Origin of the sequence: Escherichia sp. WS1265 (genome assembly GCF_046487585.1) — a bacterium.
Classification (GTDB): Bacteria; Pseudomonadota; Gammaproteobacteria; order Enterobacterales; family Enterobacteriaceae; genus Escherichia; species Escherichia coli.
In genome coordinates, this window is record NZ_JBJQJE010000029.1 from 22,829 (window position 1) to 43,625 (window position 20,797).

19 protein-coding genes and 1 pseudogene are annotated in these 20,797 nt (G+C 50.2%); 19 read left to right on the forward strand and 1 reads right to left on the reverse strand.

Features of this window, described 5'->3' with window-relative positions:
- The first annotated feature begins 1 nt into the window (after position 1).
- From pilO2 to ACJHX3_RS22525, 9 genes and pseudogenes are all read left to right on the forward strand, one after another.
- Positions 2 to 1,297 (forward strand): type 4b pilus protein PilO2, encoded by a 1,296-nt coding sequence (gene pilO2 / locus ACJHX3_RS22485; protein WP_000129885.1) that lies wholly within the window; start codon positions 2 to 4, stop codon positions 1,295 to 1,297.
- Positions 1,287 to 1,745, forward strand: a complete 459-nt coding sequence (gene pilP / locus ACJHX3_RS22490) for a type IV pilus biogenesis protein PilP (RefSeq protein WP_000095887.1) — start codon at positions 1,287 to 1,289, stop codon at positions 1,743 to 1,745. Before pilO2 ends, pilP begins: the two co-directional genes overlap by 11 nt.
- Positions 1,746 to 1,847: 102 nt before the next feature.
- Positions 1,848 to 3,356, forward strand: coding sequence for a GspE/PulE family protein (locus ACJHX3_RS22495; RefSeq protein WP_000880806.1), 1,509 nt, complete (start codon positions 1,848 to 1,850; stop codon positions 3,354 to 3,356).
- Between the two features lies 1 nt (position 3,357).
- Positions 3,358 to 4,452 carry a type II secretion system F family protein gene (locus tag ACJHX3_RS22500; protein WP_000697154.1) on the forward strand — a complete coding sequence of 365 codons (1,095 nt, stop codon included), beginning with the start codon at positions 3,358 to 3,360 and terminating at the stop codon, positions 4,450 to 4,452.
- A 61-nt stretch (positions 4,453 to 4,513) separates the two neighbouring features.
- Positions 4,514 to 5,050 carry a type 4 pilus major pilin gene (locus ACJHX3_RS22505; protein ID WP_000111521.1) on the forward strand — a complete coding sequence of 179 codons (537 nt, stop codon included), beginning with the start codon at positions 4,514 to 4,516 and terminating at the stop codon, positions 5,048 to 5,050.
- A 44-nt stretch (positions 5,051 to 5,094) separates the two neighbouring features.
- Positions 5,095 to 5,580 carry a lytic transglycosylase domain-containing protein gene (locus ACJHX3_RS22510; RefSeq protein WP_001080767.1) on the forward strand — a complete coding sequence of 162 codons (486 nt, stop codon included), beginning with the start codon at positions 5,095 to 5,097 and terminating at the stop codon, positions 5,578 to 5,580.
- A 15-nt stretch (positions 5,581 to 5,595) separates the two neighbouring features.
- Entirely contained in the window at positions 5,596 to 6,222 is a 627-nt protein-coding gene (locus ACJHX3_RS22515; RefSeq protein WP_013307883.1) for a prepilin peptidase, read from the forward strand.
- 17 nt (positions 6,223 to 6,239) lie between these two features.
- Positions 6,240 to 7,511 (forward strand): shufflon system plasmid conjugative transfer pilus tip adhesin PilV, encoded by a 1,272-nt coding sequence (pilV, locus tag ACJHX3_RS22520; protein WP_410236211.1) that lies wholly within the window; start codon positions 6,240 to 6,242, stop codon positions 7,509 to 7,511.
- Positions 7,512 to 8,070: 559 nt separating this feature from the next.
- A pseudogene (locus tag ACJHX3_RS22525) lies at positions 8,071 to 8,295 on the forward strand (shufflon system plasmid conjugative transfer pilus tip adhesin PilV); the annotation flags it as partial.
- On the opposite strand, the gene ACJHX3_RS22530 reads toward ACJHX3_RS22525, so the two are convergent.
- A complete protein-coding gene (locus tag ACJHX3_RS22530) occupies positions 8,292 to 8,540 on the reverse strand; it encodes a hypothetical protein (RefSeq protein ID WP_001349157.1) in 249 nt (82 codons plus the stop codon). The pseudogene ACJHX3_RS22525 and the gene ACJHX3_RS22530 sit on opposite strands and share 4 nt — an antisense overlap.
- Positions 8,541 to 9,197: 657 nt before the next feature.
- On the opposite strand from ACJHX3_RS22530, the gene ACJHX3_RS22535 reads away from it, so the two are divergent.
- From ACJHX3_RS22535 to ACJHX3_RS22580, 10 genes are all read left to right on the forward strand, one after another.
- A complete protein-coding gene (locus tag ACJHX3_RS22535) occupies positions 9,198 to 10,352 on the forward strand; it encodes a tyrosine-type recombinase/integrase (protein ID WP_001139955.1) in 1,155 nt (384 codons plus the stop codon).
- Between the two features lie 150 nt (positions 10,353 to 10,502).
- On the forward strand, positions 10,503 to 11,327 hold the full coding sequence (traE, locus tag ACJHX3_RS22540) for a conjugal transfer protein TraE (protein ID WP_015058912.1): 825 nt from the start codon (positions 10,503 to 10,505) through the stop codon (positions 11,325 to 11,327).
- 85 nt (positions 11,328 to 11,412) lie between these two features.
- Positions 11,413 to 12,615 (forward strand): conjugal transfer protein TraF, encoded by a 1,203-nt coding sequence (locus ACJHX3_RS22545; protein WP_000976357.1) that lies wholly within the window; start codon positions 11,413 to 11,415, stop codon positions 12,613 to 12,615.
- Between the two features lie 59 nt (positions 12,616 to 12,674).
- A complete protein-coding gene (locus ACJHX3_RS22550) occupies positions 12,675 to 13,259 on the forward strand; it encodes a histidine phosphatase family protein (RefSeq protein WP_000977520.1) in 585 nt (194 codons plus the stop codon).
- A gap of 394 nt (positions 13,260 to 13,653) precedes the next feature.
- The gene (gene traH / locus ACJHX3_RS22555; RefSeq protein WP_001079808.1) at positions 13,654 to 14,112 is read left to right on the forward strand and encodes an IncI1-type conjugal transfer lipoprotein TraH; all 459 of its coding nucleotides are present in this window, start codon (positions 13,654 to 13,656) and stop codon (positions 14,110 to 14,112) included.
- Complete coding sequence (gene traI / locus ACJHX3_RS22560; RefSeq protein ID WP_000646097.1) at positions 14,109 to 14,927, forward strand: IncI1-type conjugal transfer lipoprotein TraI; 819 nt, start codon at positions 14,109 to 14,111, stop codon at positions 14,925 to 14,927. The genes traH and traI overlap by 4 nt, the downstream gene beginning before the upstream one ends.
- Complete coding sequence (gene traJ, locus ACJHX3_RS22565) at positions 14,924 to 16,072, forward strand: plasmid transfer ATPase TraJ (protein ID WP_001024976.1); 1,149 nt, start codon at positions 14,924 to 14,926, stop codon at positions 16,070 to 16,072. The genes traI and traJ overlap by 4 nt, the downstream gene beginning before the upstream one ends.
- Positions 16,069 to 16,359 (forward strand): hypothetical protein, encoded by a 291-nt coding sequence (locus ACJHX3_RS22570; RefSeq protein WP_001299214.1) that lies wholly within the window; start codon positions 16,069 to 16,071, stop codon positions 16,357 to 16,359. The genes traJ and ACJHX3_RS22570 overlap by 4 nt, the downstream gene beginning before the upstream one ends.
- Before the next feature lie 14 nt (positions 16,360 to 16,373).
- Complete coding sequence (locus ACJHX3_RS22575; protein ID WP_000014584.1) at positions 16,374 to 16,925, forward strand: phospholipase D family protein; 552 nt, start codon at positions 16,374 to 16,376, stop codon at positions 16,923 to 16,925.
- Between the two features lie 89 nt (positions 16,926 to 17,014).
- Complete coding sequence (locus ACJHX3_RS22580) at positions 17,015 to 20,782, forward strand: LPD7 domain-containing protein (protein WP_006855639.1); 3,768 nt, start codon at positions 17,015 to 17,017, stop codon at positions 20,780 to 20,782.
- The last annotated feature ends 15 nt before the right edge of the window (positions 20,783 to 20,797 follow it).

A 20,797-nucleotide genomic window follows, 5' to 3' on the forward strand; every position in this document is an offset into this window, starting at 1 on the left:
CGTGACGGATATTTCACCGACAGAGCGCCAGGTGTTTCCGCTGACGGCAGGACGGAATGTATTTCTTGCCGGAATGGACTGGAAAACACTGCCCGCAAGCCATAAAAACCCCCGGACGTTTGCCCGCAGTCTGGGGGCAGTACGCTATATTTCCTGTGAGTATCTCAGTACGGAAGATACCGATCGTCACATCATGGTTGCAGCCGTCAGCCAGAATACACTCCCCAAAGGCAGCCGCAGGTATTTCTCTCTCGCCATGCTTATCCTGCCCCTGCTCGAGTCAGGAGGATACGCTATCGTTGAACTGTCACAGGCAAACGATACAGAACTTTATGGTTTTGTTTCTGCTGTTGACGGCATCCTGGTCAGTGACCTGGTGGGAACCCGGGAGGAAATCAGGGAGGCCCGGGAAATATTCCTCACCATTAACAGCGCGCCTGAACACGGCTGGACATGTTATGAACCGCCCTCGTTTAACGGGCCTGACGGCAGAGGTCCCCTGCCACTGGAAACTCTGACAGGTGCAGGGAAATATCCGGCAGAGGCACGCCTTCACCCCGTATCCCGTGGGCCACAGCTTATTCCGGTATTACTCATACTCACCCTTCTGGGTACTGCATGGTATGGCTGGCAGTACTATGAACGCCTGAAGGCAGAAAAAGCAGCACTTGCTGAAGCAGCACAAAAAGCCGCAGAGGAACGGATCACACCACCGTGGCTGAGTATGCCGGAAACCGGAGATTTTATCCGGGGATGCAGTGACGTATGGTCACGCCTGCCGGTGTCAGTCGCCGGCTGGCGATATTCACTCGCCGAGTGTGCTGCCACCGGGAACAGCGGCAATCTGCGTGCATCATATACAAACATCGCCGGGACGACAGTGACCGCATTCAGCCAGCGGGTCAGGGAAATTTTCAGCATCCGGCCGTTTATGGTTATGCCGGACGGGAATAGCGGTGGTTTTGCCCTGCCGGTCACCTTCAGTATGCCTGAAACTCCCGTTGCCGTTGAGGCATTACCGGAAAACACCCTCCTGCAGGAACGGCTGACCACACTCGCCCGGTCGATGCAGCTGAAAATGGACTGGCAGGAAGTCAGCAACAGCTTCACCGATGAAGACGGAAATACCATCCAGCCCCCCTGGAAGGAGTATGACCTGCAGATACTGACGACACTTCCGGCGCACCAGGTGGCAGAGCATTTCAGTGAACCCTCCGTCCGTTTTATCTCCGTAACAAGGCAACTGGAAGAGGGTCGTTTCCGTTATCAATTCACAGGTAAATATTATGTCCAGTAAAACAAAAGCTCTTCTGCTTTCCGTCCTGATCCTGCCGACAACGGTCGCGGCCAGCACCATCAGCAACATGCAACAGAATAACCGGCAACTCCAGGTGGAACAGATTCAGGAAGAAACTGCACTGTATGAAGCCATGCTGGCAAGAGAAAAGGTGCGACATGAACTCAGAACCCTGGAGCAGGGAGAACCAGCTGAGCCTGTGCATTCACAGGAAAGCAGTTCAGCCGTCACGACAGATACCCCTGCCCCCATTACCGGTATTCCCCGGCTGACAGAGATATCCGGAGTTCAGCCCCAGATAACCGCCAGGATACAACTGCCGGGCGGACGAACTGCTGATGTAAAAGAAGGGCAACACATTCCCGGCACCACATTCCGCGTGGAAAAGATCACCACTGACAGTGTTGTCCTTGAACAAAATGGTATCAGAACAACACTACAACCCTGACTCAGTGCCGCCATTTACAGGCGGCTGTCGGAACAGATTATTCCCCCGGCCCTTAATCACAAAAAAATCGTTTCCGGGTACCGCTGCCCGTAAGGAGATTTTATGCTGGCACCTGCAGACCAGCCACCTGATGACATTCTGGATTACGTGGTTGTTGATACAGATAAAACAGGACAAATTCGTGTCAGAGTGGTGGAAGGAAAAAAACACCTTCGTGCCGTCCAGGATTATCTGACCCGCCTGTGCTCCCGCTATCCGGGTAAAGTATCCCCGTTTGAGTTCACCACACTTGATGTGATCGCCCGACTCCGGCAGGAGACGGTCATTTCCGGGGTGGAAAACGGAATTAACCCCGTACAGCAAAAAATGCTCGGGTATATCAGCCATGCGGCCACCCTCAGCGCCTCAGATCTTCACATCACGCCGGGGCGTGACAGTACGGATTTCACGTATCTGGAGGCCCGTGTCCACGGAGAGCTGGAGCTGCTCGATATCGTCAGAAAAGATGAGGGGCTGGAATTACTGGGGGCCACCTATTCCGGAATGACTGACGTCATAAAGGGAACACAGTTTGATCCCGGTGTCCCCCAGGATGCCCGTCTGGCTGAAAGATTCCTGAAACTGGCCGGACTGTTTGGTGCGCGCTACTCCCACTATCCGTGTGTGGGCGGGCTCTATGCCGTACTGCGTCTGATCAAGGATGACAGTCAGCATATACCGACATTCAGTATGCTGGGGTATCACCCTGAGCAGGAGCGCGCTGTCCGAAGGATGCTGCAGCGACCGGAGGGCATCGTGATCCTCTCTGGCCCCACCGGTTCCGGAAAATCCACCACGCTGAGGACGGCTTCTGCCGCCTATCTGGAACAGTATGGCTTCAACGATACCGGAGGGATCCTGCTCCCCCGGCGACGTCTGTTCACAATAGAATCACCACCAGAGGGGCGTATCCCCGGTGCAATTCAGACGGCCGTTATGGATACCGCTCAGGGCTGGGTCGATTCTGTTAAGTCCGCCCTGCGCCTTGATCCTGACGCTATCCTGAACGGGGAGATACGTGACCATGCCTCCGCCATCACGGCGATAAAAGCCGCCATGACCGGTCACCTGATGCTGACCACCCTTCATGCTAACGACCCGATAAATATTCTTGAGCGTCTGGAAATGGAGGGCGTTCAGGCAAGGATGATTGCAGATCCGCAGTTATTTATCGGCCTGCTCAGCCAGCGTCTGGTTCAGGTGATATGTCCCCACTGCCGCCTCCCCTGGCATGAGGTGGAGAGCTCCCGGACGGATGAAGAACGACGCCTGGTGGAAAACTTCTGCCAGCCCGATGCCGTGTATCTTCGTAACCATAACGGCTGCCCACACTGCTGGCGTGGAGTGAACGGCCGGACCGTCATTGCAGAAGTGATTTCCCCGGATGCGAAGTTTTTCCAGATTTACCGGGAAAAAGGCCGGATTGAGGCAAAAACCTACTGGCACCGGGAGCTCGGCGGTATGACACGAAATCAGCACCTGCTGGGCAAAATCAACAGTGGTCAGGTCGATCCGCTGGCTGCGCATTACATATCCCCTGTAGACGAGGACAGCTATACGCTGCTGCACTGATATGAAAATTCTGGAAAGACTCAACAATACGGAACTGGAACTGTCCGGCCTTAACCGCTGGCTGGGCAAAAAGACGTTCAGGCGGACTACGTTTTACGAGTCCCTTGCAGGCATGATCCGGGACGGCACACCGGTTATGCGGGCACTGGAGTTCATCTGCGATGTGGAAACGGATTTTGGTAAAAAGAAAGGGCAGTCCGGCCTGTATTTTCTGGCGACAGACTGTATCGCCAGCATACGCAGCAGTGGTCAGCTCTCTCCGGCCCTGAAGGACTGGGTACCCAAAGATGAAATTGCCCTGATCCGTAACGGTGAAGAGCGCGGTGATATCGCTGAAGCCATGTTTCAGGTTGTCAAAACGGCAAAAGGACGACAGGAGATGATTAGCAGTCTGGTGAGTGTCTGCCTCTATCCGCTCATCCTGCTGACGCTCTGTGTGGTGAATATGTATAACGTTCATACCCGGGTTATTCCGATGATCAGCGCCTTTGCACCGGAAGAACGCTGGTCAGTGCAGATGGTCATTCTGGCCAAATCCTCCGAGCTGGTTATCGGTTATGGTTTGTGGCTGCTGGCTGGACTGCTTCTGCTGGCAATTCTCATCAGGATGTCATTCAGTCTGTATAAAGGTCCCCGACGACGGTATCTTGATCGCATCCCGCCGTGGTCCCTGTATCAGACATTCCATGGCGTGAATTACCTTTTTAATATTTCATCCATGCTGCAGATAAATATTCCTTTATCTCATGCCCTTACCAGAATAGAAAAACATGCAGAACATAACCGATGGTTAAAATCACGAATAAGTGCTATCAGAAAAAATGTCTTATCCGGTCAGTCACTGGCACTGGCCATGAAAAACAGTGGTTATGACTTTCCGTCAAAATCCTGTGTGAATAATCTTCTTTTAAATTCAGAAAGGGAGGACAGTGTTGCCAGTATGGCGCTTTATGCAGACCGCTGGCTGGAAGAAGCAAAAAAGAGTGTCAGAAAAAGCGGCATTATTATTACTGCTATATCAGGTCTGCTGGTATTTCTCTTCATCATCAATATGGTCAGTGCCATTTACGGCATCAGTGACATGCTGAAGCAGTAAACACAGCATCCTTTATATTCCCCTCGATCCAAATTCTGTTTTACCAATCTCAGGAGCTAATATGAGCGTCATAACCTGTTCGTATTCAGAACATAATATTCGTCACCTTCAGAACGATGATAAAGGCATGACCCTGCTGGAAGTCCTCGGTGTTCTGGTCGTCGCTGCCATTGTTATTGGTGCCGTGATGGGACTTATGTCCGATACCCTGTCCTCTTCAGACAACCAGAAGGAACTCAAAAACCTGCAGACAATCGCCACCAAAATGAAAGCCCAGAAATTCCAGGGGCAGTATACAGGTACTGACTACGTCAAAATCCTGACCGAAAGTGGTGGCCTGCCTGCCGATATGATCGCCGGTGGTAATAAGGCGAAAAATGCCTGGGGTGGTGCGGTAACCATCAAAGTCAGTTCAGATAAATACTCCTACGTTATTGAATCCAGCAATGTGCCGAAGAAAAACTGTATTGATCTGGTCACCAGCCTGCGCAGTTCATCCATGTTTACAAAAATCAACGGCAATGTGACGAATAAAGTTGACCCGTCTACAGTATGTAACGCAGATAAAACTACTATCAAACTGGAAACCAACAGTTAATCATTCATCAGCGCCCGCCTGGGCGCTTTATTTAAGGTCACTGTATGAACAGGTTATTTATCCTGACAGTGATTTTTTCACTGTTATGCTCACTTCCTTCCGCACAGGCATCCCCACAGGACAAACAATATGATCGTTGTTTTATTACCGCCGGAAAACGTTATTCCATTGATCCAGGATTACTCAAAATTATTGCCCGCAGGGAAAGCAGTCTGAATCCCCGGGCCATTAATCATAACAGGAATGACAGAGGAAAAATTATCAGTACCGATTACGGGATAATGCAGATTAACTCCACACATATTCCCGGGCTGAAAAAAATGGGCATTATCCGGAGTGAGAAAGATCTGTTGAATAATGTCTGCCTGAATATTCAGACCGGAGCATGGATCCTCGCCCGGCATTTTCAGCGATGCGGCGTAAACTGGGAATGCCTCGGCAGTTATAACGCCGGCTTCAGTAAAAGTAACACTCACCGCCGGATGAAATACGCCCGGCAGATTTACAGCGCTTACATGCAGGGACGTTAGTCCGGGAGAACTGCCATGCTCCAGATGATCCCGGCACTGCTGGTCGCAATAACCGTGGTAATACAGTGTCTGGCCGTTCAGATGAGTCGCTATCGACTCTCCCGGATGAATGCCAGCCCCCCTCACCATGGGCTTGCGCTGATGAGCGGGATGCTTGCAGCTGCCGCCATTATCCTGCGTCTTTATCAGAATGACAGTGCTGTCGGGGTGCTGTTTATGACGATAATGACCGGATGTATGACACTGATGACCCTGACGGATGCTGCATCCTGCCGTCTTCCCCGGCCCTTCACCATCATGTATCTGATAAGCGGCAGCGCATTTCGTCTCTGGCAGGGAGACTGGCTGACAGGCCTGTGCAGTGCAGGGTTCTGGTTCCTGCTGTTGCTTCTGTTCAGGCAATACACCTCTTACCGCAGGAAAACAGAAACCATAGGCCTGGGCGATGTTTTTCTGATTGCCGGTATTGCCATCTGGTCCCCGCCGGGAGACATCCCCTGGATTGTCGCAACGGCAGCAGGCGGAGCCTTACTTTATCTGCGGTGTAACAGACAACGACGCATTACCAGAGAACTTCCCTTTGGGCCGTTTCTCTGCGCGTCACAGTACGCATTTACTTTTTATCCCGGTGGCCTTTGGTAATACCGGAGGGAACGACTATGCAAAAAGACAACGATAAAGGTTTTGCACTTCTTGAAATTCTGGGAGGACTGGTTGTCATCAGCCTGCTCATGCCGCTGTTCTGGTCTTACATTGAAGACTACCTGAATGAAATGCGCAACCAGAGCGCCGCATTTCATGCAGATGCCTACAATACTGCAGCCAGGACCTACATCGCCGATAACAATGCCCGCCTGCATAGCGGAACGCTTCCTGCCACCTTCACGGCGGATGAGTTAATCCGGAAAGGATATCTGAAGGGTCTTAACCGCTCGCCCTTTGGGCAGAGTTATACCACCGGCATCCGTCGTAACACGAGTACCGGTCGTCTGGAGGCCCTGACCTGCTCCACCGGAGGGGAGAATATCAAAGACGATGCCCTGCGCAGTATCGCCAGCCTGCTCCCCGGTCTGGGCGGATTTATAGGAAAAAATGGCACAGCAACCGGTGTTTTTGGTGGATGGACAGATAAACCCGGCGACTATGGACTCAGCTGCAATGGCGGGCACATCGCCATCGTAATGATGGGTGATGACCTGCAGGAAAGCGATCGCCTGTATCGCTTTCAGGTACCGGGACGACCGGAGCTGAACCAGATGAACACGGCCATCAATATGGGAGGGAACAACCTGAACAATGCAGGAAACGTCAATGGACAAAGTGCAACACTGAAAGGTGATGTTACAAGCGAAAACGGCTGGTTAATCACCAAAAATGATAAAGGCTGGAAGAACATCACCTATGGTGGCGGTTTTACGATGACAGACAGCCAGTGGATACGCGCAGTCGGTGGTAAAGGAATTATAACCTCAGGGGAAATCAAAGGAGGAAAAGTCAGTGGGGGAACAGTCCGGTCTGACGGTCGCCTTTCCACAGGTGAGTATTTACAGCTGGATAAAACAGCCGTAGCAAATACAAAGTGTTCACCAGATGGACTTGTAGGCCGTGACAGCAAAGGGGCAATACTTTCGTGCCAATCCGGTACCTGGCGTAAAAGCAATTCTGGTAGTACGGTGATAACTGGTCGTATAGCAAATGGTCAGCAAATACCGCTGCCAACAGGATTTTCTGCCAGTCAGTGCTCATGGAGTGTGAGCAATGCAGAAAACCCTCAAGGTTGGAAGCCGAATTACTTTGCTGGATCAGTTGCAACTTATGATGCAAATCGAATTGTTAAATGTGGTTTTTATGATGAATACAATTTCCATAAAGGGACATTTAGAGCTGATTTAACCGGAAAATGTAGTTATGTCGTCGCGTGTCAGAACTGAGATTAAATTGCTGGCGCTGCTGGCCTACGTGCCAATCCGGTACCTGGAGAAAGGTAGGATCTGGTGAGCTTCAAATTGCTACAGCACAGGCGACAGGTTGGCGCTTTCCTGGAGCAACAGCTACCTGTCCAACTGGAAAACGTGTTACAGGTGGCGGCGGAATATGCACCTCACGAACTGGTTACATATGGCTTACCAGGTCATTCCCATCAGCCAATAACTCATGGTCGGCTGCGTGCGATACAACCGAAGATCAGAATGGTTCAATAACTGTATATGCCATTTGCCAATAAGCTATTTCAAGCAAGTAATCTTCATAAAGTAGGACGAATACTGTGTGTAGTTTTTGGCTTGCCAAGTCATCTCGCCGTTAGAGTCAGGCATGTCAATAGGAACGACTTCTGTTTCTGCCATTTCACGCCCGTCAATACGATAGGTGTTAATACACAGTTTAAACCTCCCTAAGACCTGTGTGTTTTTGGGATATAACGTAAATGTTTTTATATTCGTCCATATCGACGCTGATGATGATTTCCAGGTACCGGATTGGCACTGGCCTACGTGCCAATCCGGTACGTGGAGGACAATAGGTGGAAAACTCAAAGTTACTCAGCTTTCCACCACAGGTTATCTGGGGCAATTCGACTTCTGTGCCATTGCCAGAATGGGCAACGCAGAGGATGCCCACTACTGCCAGGTAGTTGAGAGCCCAGCAGGTTCACGTAAATGGTACAAATACGAGCATAAGACAGGTTGTATTGCGTCGTGTGTAACGCTCAATTAAGTTTGATATCCAAATACTGAAAATACCCCGGCACCACATGATGTATTTTCTGTTGGATAGGATGTTATCTGATAGGAAGTACCTGCAGGTACAGCAAAGCTGATAAAGGCTGTTTTTCCATATGCAGGGTTATTGCTGGCATTCACGCTAATTAGCGTCCCACCAACATATCCCTGCAGTCGGGATGTATTTGCACATGCACCTCCGGCAGATCCTCCATTACCTCCAGATGCATAAATAAACAATGTACTGCCCCCTGAATTCCGCCCTGAGAATGAACCTCTATGTGAACCTAAGTTTGTGTAAGAACCATTGAGCGAACCAGAAGTCTTCCACGTACCGGATTGGCACTGGCCTACGTGCCAATCCGGTACCTGGGGCGCTCCTAAAATTCAATTCACAACGCAGACCTACAACATAGCTAAAAACACTCGTAATTTAAGGCTCGGGGTCCATGCATATTGCTCATGGACTTACCTGAATGGCTCACCCTTTGGTGGTTTTCAACAGGTATATTCCGACCAAAACAACGTTTGGTATGTGAGTAATTATGCTTGGGGAAATTATGAGTCTGGTGGGACCATATCAGTCACATGCCTCAATCTTCCTGGTGCTGGAGTTTAATTAAAGGGGCAACAGTAGGCATCGACATGTTCCTCATCAACACCATCACCAATACCGTACATGCGTGTTCCAGTCATAATGTATCCAGTCGGACATTGAATCGGCTTGTAATAGATCGAACCACCACTCTTACCGCCGATAAAGTGATTCATTGCTACGGATGATTTGTACCAATTACATGCTGAGTAATTAATTTTATTACCCCCTGACCACCGACCGGATTGGCACGCTTGCAGAGAATGATTGTTGGCATTATTTTTTCCTCTTTTGAGGTTAGCATGCCGTCTCCACGCATCCGTAAAATGTCCCTGTCACGCGCACTGGATAAGTACCTGAAAACAGTTTCTGTTCACAAGAAAGGGCATCAACAGGAGTTTTACCGGAGCAATGTTATCAAGCGATATCCCATTGCCCTTCGGAATATGGACGAAATAACGACCGTTGATATTGCTACATACAGAGACGTTCGTTTAGCAGAAATCAACCCCCGAACGGGTAAAGCCATTACAGGTAATACTGTACGTCTTGAACTCGCCCTTCTGTCATCTCTGTTCAATATTGCTCGTGTTGAATGGGGAACCTGTCGTACTAACCCGGTTGAACTGGTTCGCAAGCCGAAAGTATCCTCCGGACGAGATCGTCGGCTAACGTCTTCAGAAGAACGTCGCCTTTCTCGCTATTTCCGCGAAAAAAATCTGATGTTGTATGTCATTTTCCATCTTGCCCTTGAAACAGCCATGCGGCAGGGCGAAATACTGGCCTTACGTTGGGAACACATTGATTTGCGCCACGGTGTGGCTCATTTACCTGAAACCAAAAACGGTCACTCACGGGATGTTCCTCTGTCCAGACGTGCCCGTAACTTTCTTCAGATGATGCCCGTTAATCTCCACGGCAATGTTTTTGATTACACCGCATCCGGCTTTAAAAATGCCTGGAGAATAGCCACACAACGACTTCGCATCGAGGACCTGCATTTTCACGATCTACGGCATGAAGCAATAAGCCGCTTCTTCGAACTGGGTAGCCTGAATGTAATGGAGATTGCTGCAATATCAGGACATCGTTCCATGAATATGCTGAAACGGTATACTCATCTTCGTGCATGGCAACTGGTCAGTAAGCTTGATGCCCGCCGGCGGCAGACACAAAAAGTGGCAGCATGGTTTGTGCCGTATCCTGCCCATATCACGACCATCGATGAAGAAAATGGGCAGAAAGCGCATCGTATTGAGATCGGTGATTTTGATAACCTTCACGTCACTGCCACAACGAAAGAGGAAGCAGTTCACCGCGCCAGTGAGGTTTTGTTGCGTACACTGGCCATTGCAGCACAGAAAGGCGAACGTGTCCCATCTCCCGGAGCGTTACCTGTTAACGACCCTGACTACATTATGATTTGCCCTCTGAACCCGGGCAGCACCCCGCTGTAAACATCATTCAAAACACATACAGAAAGGCGAGTTGCAACAACTCGCCAAACACATTCGATCTGCATGATCGAAATTATTCGTTTCACCAGAAAAAACACCGAAGATACAATAACCACATGAGCTGAAAAGACTTTTTCAGTCGGAGGAACAATGAGACTGAATACGACCGGTATTGCGGCCCGAATGATGCTCTCGCTGGACAAAAAAGCAATCGGCGAAAAACTCATCAACGGTCGTCAGATAAACCCGACACCTCTGCAGGTCCGTTACCCACAAGGGGTAAGAGAAGTTCTGGGGATAATGAGCGAACAATTAGCCATATCCACCGCTGATTTAACCCGAATCCTGCTTGAGGATGCTCTTCATAATATGTTTATGCCTGCGGATAACACCACAGGAAACATAATAAGCAGAATTGAATACATCATGCTGTCGCATGATATAAATGCGCCATTACTGGCAACATTGCTGTCGCCATGGAATATCCGCTCCACGGTTATACAGGACCCGGCCAGACTTGCAGACTATCTTTCAGCTGACGCTCTCGAACATCTTGCTGAATGTTTTAATCTCAATCCGGACTGGCTGAATGGCCATGAAAACTATCCGATAGCGTTGTCCGGTGAATGGCCAGATACTGCTGATAATTTCAGAATGCTTATTAATAATAGCAGCAACACTGAAGTTATTTTCTGGCATAGTTTCCCCTTCGCAGGAAACACGAAAAGAGAATATTGCGGGGTAATATTGAGACAGGAAAAAGAAATAAATGGCTCTGTAATATATCCGGCACTATCATTATCACCAACACTTCTGAACGATGAAAAAAGAAAATGGTTAACTGAATATACAACCAGGCAGAATACAACAATGTCTTTGCGACGCGTCACGTTGAGACCTGGCCTTGCCGAGAACCTTATTACAGGGCAAATACTACCTGTTAGCTTATTTAATACGTCTTTATTACCCTGGTAAATACCAGATAGTACCAAAGTAAAAAATTACGGCACATCCGTGTCATAGCGTTGTTTTGTCTAAATTCTGATAAACAGGAAATTAAATGATGAAGAAAAATCATATTACCCGCACCATCATTGCATCTGCTGTATTATTTTCCTTTAACGCTGCAGCAGCGACGTCATATTTTGAAGCGCGTAACGATGCAATGGGTGGCACCGGGGTAGCATCTTCCCATTATGGTGTGGCACCTCTGGCAAACCCGGCTTTACTGACAAAGCACAACAGCAATGATGATTTCAGCCTTCTTCTGCCGTCTGTTGGGGCACAAGTTGCTGATCCTAATGATGTATCAAATAAAGCTGATGATGTTAAAGATGACTGGGATTTGTTTGACAGTGCTGTAGATAACCAGCATGGCGTACAACAGGCAGCGGCAAATCTTAAACATCGTCTGCAGGAATTCCGCAATATCAATGCAGATGCTCAGGTAGGTGTATCAGCTGTAGCAGCCATGGCAAATGACACTCTGCCGTTTGCCCTTATGGTCAAGTCTTACGGAACTGTCAGCGTAAACGGAAAAGTAAACGATGCAGACCTGGATTATCTGGACAAAGTTGCCAATGGAACAATTACCGACGTCGATAAGAATGCCCTGACCTCACGCGCATTCGGGCGTGCAGCTGTAATTACCGACGTCGGAATTTCATTTGCCAAAGAACTGGAAACGGCCGGACAAAAATGGTCTCTTGGCGTCACACCAAAATATCAGCGTGTGGACCTGTTTAACTACAACGTAACGGTTCGTGATTACGACAAAGACGATTTTGACGGTGACAAGTACCACAACACGAAAAACGGATTCAACGCCGATATTGGTGCTTATACAGACCTGAATGACAACTGGACTGTCGGTCTTGTTGCCCAGAACATCATTCCACGCAGTATTGATACTAAAGTCGTCAATGGCTTTAAAGAAACCTTCAAAGTTCGTCCACAGGCAACCGCCGGTGTATCCTGGCATAATGACCTGTTTACCACTGCTCTTGACGTTGATCTGACTCCTGCCAGTGGCTTCACTTCTGACAGCAAACGTCAGTTTGCAAGTGTTGGTGCTGAATTTAACGCATGGAAATGGGCGCAATTGCGTGCCGGTTATCGTCAGAACATGGCATCAAACTCCGGAAGCGCCTTCACCGCTGGCGTTGGTATCTCTCCATTTGACGTCGTACATATCGATGTTTCCGGCCTGGTAGGAACTGACCACGATTACGGTGCAATGGCACAACTTCAGTTCACTTTCTGATTACTGTCCCCGCCCCCGGCACTAAACCCGGGGGTATTTTTATATTCATTTTAAATAACATGATGAAACCACGTTCTTCTTATTCAAAGACAGCATTCATTCTTTTATTTTCTGTTTTCCTGGTAGCTGCAGTGACAAAAGCAAAAAGCTCGCTTCCCGATATCACCCTAGAACAGGCAAAAGAAATTAATGCTGATAACACCGTTATTTTCCTTTTCCGCCATGGAGAACGTTGCGACCGTTCAGATATGCCATGCTATTCGGATAAAAGCGGAATCACTATTACCGGTACAGAGAAAGCACAGCAGGAAGGTATTAAGTTCGCAACAATCTTCAGTGAATATGATATTTACTCCAGCAATGCGGTAAGAACCATACAAACTGCAAAATTCTTCTCCGGTAAAGACCCCGTCGTTATGGACAGTTTATCAGACTGCAATAATGATCTTTATAAGACGCTTGAATCAATCGCAAGAGAATCTCATAAAAGGAACATAGTAATAATGACACATAATCATTGTTTATCATTTCTGGCCAGAGATAGGCTCGGCAAGAAATTCAAACCGGCGTACCTTGATGCCCTGATCATGCATTACGATGGTACCCGGCTCATACTTGACGGAAAATACAACAAAGAGGCATAGAGGATATTTGAATTTACATAAATTCTGATATACTCAGTAAGATACAAGAGTGTACGGGCACATGTGCCTGTCTGAATTGCAGGTCATCCGGACGAGGGCCGGGAACTGTTTCAGGGACAAGCGCCGGTACGTTCGATTCATAAATCGTCGAGTCATCCATCATGGATCGATTCGGCGCGGAGCGTTAAAGATTACGCTCATATTCGTTTTATGTCTGACGACACATCAACCAGCCAGTATCAGGAATAATCACCTTCAGTAAACTATGAGGCTATTTACCTGGCCACACTGGCATTTATTTCCGGTAACGCAAGTATAGCCGGAAACAAACATCATCCTGTCTGTACCGGAGCACCGGTATATCCCATTCTGATTTAACTGCTCAGGAATTATTATGAACCGTATTATACCTGCGGGGTGTCTTGCCGCCCTTTTTCTGGCTGGCTGCAACTCCCCTTCTCAGCATACTCCTGTTCCGCGTAACTACGGTGCTGCCTCTGATGTGGCGGTTACCCGGCACACTCAGTACACATTATGGGACAAAGGTGTGTTTTCCGGCCAACTTCCGGTTTCAACGGGGTCTCATCTTCTGACAGCTAACAGCGATCGCCTTTCCTTTGACTGGGAAGGTGATGCAATTGAATTACTGAACGAACTGGCCAGAGTCAGGGGGATGCAGTTTAACTACAATGGTGTCCGCCTGCCGTTACCAGTCAACCTTCACGTCCGGGATATGACGTTTTCCAATACGTTGAGACTTATTGAAGCCCAGACAGCCTGGAGAGCAACAATCCATCAATATCCGGGCTTGTTACAGGTCAGCTTCATGCAGCCGGAGAACCGGAAAAAATGAAAGCACTCACCTCTCTCATTTTGCCAGTAATACTGCTTACTGGTTGTTCTTCTTCCCCTACCATCTCGCCAGGTGGTGTCAATACGCCACCACCTGACATTAATGCATGGCTTAAACCACGAAGTGAAAAGCCGGATAGTCTGTCAGAAACACGCTGGAAAATGCTGACCGACGCAGGTAAAACGCTTGGATTTCGTGGTGGCAAGGCTCAGCGTTCATGGGAGCTGATTCAGGCACTCAACGCCCGGGAAAGCACACTTAATGCCTTATACGATTTCCGGCCACTGATTAGCCCGGAAGGCTGGCTACCACCGGTTATTGATGAAGCACAGGACGTAGCTCATATCACGCCAGATCAAATCCGGACCTCTTCCCGGGTCTGGACCATCATTCGCCCTGAACGCTTTGTCAGCAATCCACCGGGCTGGCGTGACTGGCTTCTCCGGGGGCTTTCAACAACAGCCACTCCGGGTACAGAAGGCAGCGTCGTTCCAGAAGACAGCGTGCAACGAAAAGTGTGGGAAACCGCATTACGGCAGGGATGGCAGGAAGGAAGACAAAACGCCGACCTGACGCTTGAAGCCAACCAGAAAACCCTCACCCGTGATTACCGGGGCATGATGCTGTACTCACTTCTCTGGCGTCAGGGCATGATCACCCGTCCGGATGTTTCTGATCAAATGCAAACCGTTACAGGTGACGGGAAAAAACTGGTCACTGGAGATCGTGTTCGTCGCCTTAAAAATCATGCGGAATTCAATCTTCAGAAATCTCACTGGCGTCCGCTTATAGGCACTGAAGGAGGCTCCCGATGAATATTCCTGATGAGTTTGGTCTTTTTCCGTTTCAGCGTTTCACTGCAGATGAATTACGGCATTTCTTTGTCTGGTGTGCCGCACATAAAGTCAGTGATGTGGATCTGACCGGTGGGTCACCTGTATCTGTCAGTCGCTTTGGCCGACGGGTGCGTTGTTCCAGTGCAACGTTACCAACCACACTCATGTCCTCCCTGATTGATGAACTGTTCGGTCGGGAAGTCGTTCCCCGCGTTCTGGCAGGCAATCCGGTTGACAGGACGATACAGATTAACGGGGATGCATCCGGTCGCTATGGTCTTAAACGCGGAGAACGCATCCGGTTACGCTCCCACCTCATTCAGGGCACATCTGGTGCAGAGGAGAAAGCAGTCTCAATAACCATGCGTGTCATCCCGACAGAAATACCGGACATTCTCTCCATGAACATTGAACCAGACCTGCTTGAAGCAATGGTCTGCAAAAGCGGTCTGGGATTTGTATGTGGTGAAACCGGGTCAGGAAAATCAACGCTGTGTTCAGCACTGTACCGTTACATTATGGACAATTTCCCCGACGCCAAAATCGTGACATATGAAGACCCGGTGGAATATATCCTGGGAAATGAAAACGATCTGCTCCCACCGCATCAGGCAGAAATCGGGCGTGATGTGGTCAGTTTTGCTGCCGGACTGCGTTCTGCTGTACGACGTAATCCCGAAATTATCGGTGTTGGTGAGATCAGGGATAACGAAACCGCCGACGCAGCGGTACAGGCAGGCAACACCGGGCATTACTGCCTGAGCACCATGCATACGAAATCTCCTGGTGAAACGCTGGCACGTCTTCTTGGGCTGTTTCCCCCTGTCATCAGGGATTCGATGGCCTGGGCTGTCCTGTCACTGTTGCAGTTCATTCTGGTTCAGGTTCTGGTCAGAACAAATGACGGTGGTCGTAAAGCCGTCCGGGAATATATCGTCATTAACGATGAGCTTCGCGACAATCTTTCCGGAATGCCGCATGCAGAGTGGGGGCATCACATTGATGCCATAATCCGGCAGGAGAAGCGCCGTATCCGGGACCAGATTCTGGAAATGTATATCCGGAATGAAGTTGACCGAAGAGAAGCGATTCTTTTTATCCCGCCAGGGGAGTTACGGTCATGAAAAGAGAAGGTTTCTGGCGATATGCAACACCGCCAGTCAACATCCAGGGCGTACCTCTGCCGTTCACCATGATTTATCTGTTTATATGCCCCTTTCCCTCCAAAACAACCTTCTGGATTTGCACCGGCATCATTTTATTTTTCGTCATTCTCGACCGTTCAGGCTGGACTGTCAGGACGATCTGTACTCGCATTTTCAGCATTCTGAGAGGGGCCATCGCCTCCGGTCGTCCATGGTGGTATCGCCACCATACGGAATCACCACGAGACTGGACTGGCCTCGATTAAATTCTGGAGTCTTTATGTCAGGTAAAAAAACTATCGTTACTCTGCTCCGGGTATCGCTACTGGCATGCCCGTTACTGTTCACGACACCATCGTTTGCAATGATCGACACGCCATCCGTGAAGGTCGGCTTTTCTCCTGAAGGAAGCGCATCCGCTCTGGTGCTTGACACAATCAACAGTGCGGAAAGCTCCATCAGGATGATGGCATATTCCTTCACCGACCCGGATGTAATGCATGCGCTGGCAAAAGCGAAAAAACGCGGAGTGGACGTCCGTATTGTTGTTGATGACAAGGGGAATACGAACCGGGCAAGTCAGGAAGCGATGAAATATATCAACCTGCTGGACATTCCTCTCCGGACTGTAGATGCCTTCCCCATCCATCACGACAAAGTCATCATTGTTGACGGAAACACGGTTGAAACTGGCTCCTATAACTTCTCTCGTGCTGCTGCACGCAAGAATTCAGAGAATGTCGTTGTGCTCAAGAATATGCCGGATGTAGCCGCACAATATCTTGAACACTGGCAGGATCGCTGGAATAAGGGTACAGACTGGAGACCCTGACAAACATTTCTCCCCCGATTTTCTATCCCCCCAGCCACCCCCGGCTTCCGGCGGTGGTTTTTTTCCGTCTTTTTTCAGGAGAAGCACTCATGCCGTCTGTATCCCGCTACCGCACCTGGCTTGCCGTGCCTGCAGATGAAATAGAAGATCTCAAAAAAGCACATCCCCCGATGAACGGGCACACGCCCGTCATCTGGGACAAGGAGCACAAACTCTGGTTCGCCCGCCCGGGGGCGGACCTGTCCAGGCTGGACCGCTGGCTGCCCCGGCCACAGGACGTCTCCATGAACGGCAGTGATCCGGTCACCGAGTTTGCCCAGGTTCTGGAGAATGCCGGACTGGTTCTGAAAGAACTGCCGGTCATGGACGGGAAAATCCACCGTGTCCCGACCGCCGATGACAAAAAAGGACAAAAAAGTGGCGCATATCGCGGATTCCTGGACGGCAGACCTGCCGGCTGGTACAGGGATTATCGCAGCGCGGATAATTCGCCGATCACCTGGACCTTCTCCGGCGGAGAACAGACAGATCCCCGCGCAAGACTCCACCTGAAAGCGCATTCAATGCAACGCAGGGAGGACGCGGAGCGGGAACTGAAAGCACAGTACAACCGACAGGCCGCGTATGCCCGCCGCTATATCAACAAATGGCCGCAGGCCACAGCACATGAATACCTGACCCGGAAAGGCATTCAGGCTGCACCGGGGGTGCGGGTAAACAACAAAAATGAACTGGTTATTCCCTTCAGTAACCGTAACGGCGCGATACGCTCTTACCAGCGTATTCCGGTCACCGGGGGGAAAGATGCCCGCATCCTGATAGATTCGGAGAAAACCGGTAACTGGTTTGCGCTGGGCACACCGCGCAACGGTCAGCCGGTACTGTTTGCCGAGGGCTATGCCACTGCGGCCTCCCTGCACGAAGCCACGGGCCTTCCGGTACTGATGACGGTGGATGGAGGCAACATGATTGCCGTTGCCGAAAATGCCCGGCAAAAGTGGACGCAAAGCCCCTTTATCTTCTGTGCCGACAACGATCATGCAATCCGGGTTAACAAAGGTATCGTCAGTGCAACAAAAGCCGCAGAACTGACAGGAGGATCGGTCATCTTTCCTGCGTTCACCGATGCCGAAAAAGCGCAGGGGCTGACCGATTTCAATGACCTGGACGCAAGCCGGGGACGGGCCGCTTTTCAGCATGTCATCAACGCCCAGTTAGAACACATCGGGGTTTCCACCCCCAACAGTAACACCCCGGAAATGCGCGAGGCACTGGTGATAGGCAACCTCGTTTTTACACCGGTCCACACTGAGGAAAAAACCATGACTCCGACAGAATATCCTGAAACATCACCCGATACAGGGCACAGCCATGACCAGGGACCTTCTCTGCCGTCCGCCACGCAGCAGGAACAACCAGCTGCTTCCAGCAGTAACATTGCTGATGAAACACAGTCATTTACCAGTCACGCCACTGAAAATAACGGCAAAGATGAGCGGCACGCTGATAACGTTCAGGCGCAAACGGAAAGCTCTGTAGTTCAGGACTCCCCTGCAGAATCACTGGCGTCCCCGGAAAGTACAACGGCGTCTGCCCCTGATGAACCCGCTCATCCGGCGGAACCTCCGGAAAAAGTTGTCTCGGTGGCCACAGATAAAGACTGGCGTGAATTTGAAGCTGAACTGTCACAACCGGAAAAAAACGAGTCACAACAGGAATCCGGCACTTCACCTGAAATACCGGCCCCTGCTGCCACCACCGCATCCCCTGAAGACAGTCCCTCATCTGAAACCATGAATGAATCAGCCGAGCCATCACCTTCCCCTGATGCAGTCAAAGAGGAAATGACCGTGATGACGGAGCCTGATGACAAACAAAGCACCGGAATATCCCCGGATACTCCCCGGGAAGAGGCGGTCAACCATGTAACTGAAGACATTCCCCTTCAGCCAGAGCCGTTCCTTCCTGAGTCAGATGGCCCCGAAGAATACGAAAACTACAGCGCATATCAGGAGCTGATGAACAATGAAAATCCTGAGCATCTGCAGGAAAACAGTGATATGCCGTCGCAACCGGACACAGGCCACGTTCAGGCTGATGAGTCAGAACTTCAGGCCACAACAGATACAGTAGAACCGGCTGTCCGGGATGACCCCACTCCACAGCAACCTGTTCAGAGCACATCATCTTCTGATAATACTTCATCGTTTCTCGACAAAGCGCGTGGCTTTTTTACGCGTAAAAAAACGGATTCACAGGCGCATGAGAACAGTGATCCCACACCCTCACCGGAAACCACGACGACCACACCGGCACCTGACAGTATTGTCTACGCCCCGGAACGCCCTGATGCACCGATATCGCTCAATCTGGACGAAATCATTAAATCGCTGGAAGGTGAAGAACGAGCAGACAGAACCGTCCTGTACAAACTGGATGGCAAACCTGCCTTCATTGACCGGGTAAACCGGCTGGAAATGGTCAACGGTGCCAGCAATGACGATCGCAGTGTTCTGGCTGCACTTGCTGTGGCCACTGATTTTTATGGTGGTGTCATTGAGCTGACGGGCAGTGATGCCTTTAAGCAAAAAGCGATGCAGTTGATCATCGAGCACAACATCAAAGTGCGCATGAAATTCCCGGATCAGCGAGCGGCGCTCGAAAAATTACGCAAGGAAATGGCTGTCGGTAAGGATACTGTTGTCACCCATAAGCCAACACCGGAACTTAACCGGAATACCCCTGAACAACCAGCAGTCCCAGACCCTGTTCAGGAAAAAGAAGCCACACAATCCCCGGCGTCCCCAGTAGCCCCTGAAGCATCAACCGTCAGCACCGTCCCTGCATCATCACCGGCTGAACCTGGCAAAACGGCAGATGCGGCACAAGGTGAAGAACCACCAGGAAAACTTCGCCCGGGAGAGAGCGTGACTGCCGTACTGCACAATTTTGGTCGTGCTGAATATGCACCCGGCAAAGGAGAGAGTTTCTTTGTTGAGCTTAAAAACCGCAGTGGCAGCAAACTCTACTGGGGGGAACAACTGGAAAGTCTGGTCAAAAACCATCAGAAAGGTGACGTGGTGACACTGACACTTCAGAACCGCGAACAATTCATCCTCCCGGGAGAGCAAAAAGCACGTTTCCGGAATAAGTGGTCCATGGAGTCAGTTACCAACGGGATCTCGGTATCACATGATAATCCGGATAAAGGTCAGCGTATTCAGGCGATTCCGGTCGAAACCTTTATGAAAGTGGCTGCGCAAATCAGCCAGGGGTGGCCCGAAGAGATGAAAGCGTTACGTATGCCAGAAAACGTCGGCTCACATCTGTTTATCGGTGAAGACCGACATCCGGTCTCCGCGCCACAGAACGCAAATCAGGTAACAGAAATAACCAGCGCAGCCCCTGACAAGCTGACACCTGTTCTGGGATCAGTGGATAAGGATACGCGTGAACTCAACCTGCTACTTGTCCAGAGTGCCGATGAACATCTGCAGGGTGTGGTCCGGCTGAACGGCACATTGTATCCGGCACTGGCCACCCCATCAGCCGACAACAGTCAGCTGGTTATCAATGCGCTGACCGACAAAGGTTTACGCTTTGCAGGTTATGGTGAAGCGGTAAACCACGATGCTGACAGCACGAATCGCCCTGCACCGGAGCTTATGCAGTTTCATCTGAAAACCCGGGAAGAACCGCTTTTTGCTGCTGTCTACACGCCGGAAAAACAACCTGATGCGTTGTACCGGAACCTGGGCTTCGAGCAGTCATGGCAGCAGTGGTCCAACAGCCAAAAGCCGGAGGACAGGCAGGAAAAAACTCTGCATCAGGATCTCTCCCACAGCCCCGGCCGATGAGCCGGTAAGGAAGCC

Excerpts from the sequence above, each read along its gene's own strand:
- pilV (WP_410236211.1), top strand. The coding sequence starts at position 6,240 with ATGCAAAAAGACAACGATAAAGGTTTTGCACTTCTTGAAATTCTGGGA.
- ACJHX3_RS22580 (WP_006855639.1), top strand. The coding sequence starts at position 17,015 with ATGCCGTCTGTATCCCGCTACCGCACCTGGCTTGCCGTGCCTGCAGAT.
- traJ (WP_001024976.1), top strand. The coding sequence starts at position 14,924 with ATGAATATTCCTGATGAGTTTGGTCTTTTTCCGTTTCAGCGTTTCACT.
- ACJHX3_RS22550 (WP_000977520.1), top strand. The coding sequence starts at position 12,675 with ATGATGAAACCACGTTCTTCTTATTCAAAGACAGCATTCATTCTTTTA.
- ACJHX3_RS22545 (WP_000976357.1), top strand. The coding sequence starts at position 11,413 with ATGATGAAGAAAAATCATATTACCCGCACCATCATTGCATCTGCTGTA.
- traH (WP_001079808.1), top strand. The coding sequence starts at position 13,654 with ATGAACCGTATTATACCTGCGGGGTGTCTTGCCGCCCTTTTTCTGGCT.
- traE (WP_015058912.1), top strand. The coding sequence starts at position 10,503 with ATGAGACTGAATACGACCGGTATTGCGGCCCGAATGATGCTCTCGCTG.
- pilP (WP_000095887.1), top strand. The coding sequence starts at position 1,287 with ATGTCCAGTAAAACAAAAGCTCTTCTGCTTTCCGTCCTGATCCTGCCG.
- ACJHX3_RS22505 (WP_000111521.1), top strand. The coding sequence starts at position 4,514 with ATGAGCGTCATAACCTGTTCGTATTCAGAACATAATATTCGTCACCTT.
- ACJHX3_RS22535 (WP_001139955.1), top strand. The coding sequence starts at position 9,198 with ATGCCGTCTCCACGCATCCGTAAAATGTCCCTGTCACGCGCACTGGAT.
- traI (WP_000646097.1), top strand. The coding sequence starts at position 14,109 with ATGAAAGCACTCACCTCTCTCATTTTGCCAGTAATACTGCTTACTGGT.
- ACJHX3_RS22510 (WP_001080767.1), top strand. The coding sequence starts at position 5,095 with ATGAACAGGTTATTTATCCTGACAGTGATTTTTTCACTGTTATGCTCA.
- ACJHX3_RS22500 (WP_000697154.1), top strand. The coding sequence starts at position 3,358 with ATGAAAATTCTGGAAAGACTCAACAATACGGAACTGGAACTGTCCGGC.
- ACJHX3_RS22495 (WP_000880806.1), top strand. The coding sequence starts at position 1,848 with ATGCTGGCACCTGCAGACCAGCCACCTGATGACATTCTGGATTACGTG.
- ACJHX3_RS22570 (WP_001299214.1), top strand. The coding sequence starts at position 16,069 with ATGAAAAGAGAAGGTTTCTGGCGATATGCAACACCGCCAGTCAACATC.
- ACJHX3_RS22575 (WP_000014584.1), top strand. The coding sequence starts at position 16,374 with ATGTCAGGTAAAAAAACTATCGTTACTCTGCTCCGGGTATCGCTACTG.
- ACJHX3_RS22515 (WP_013307883.1), top strand. The coding sequence starts at position 5,596 with ATGCTCCAGATGATCCCGGCACTGCTGGTCGCAATAACCGTGGTAATA.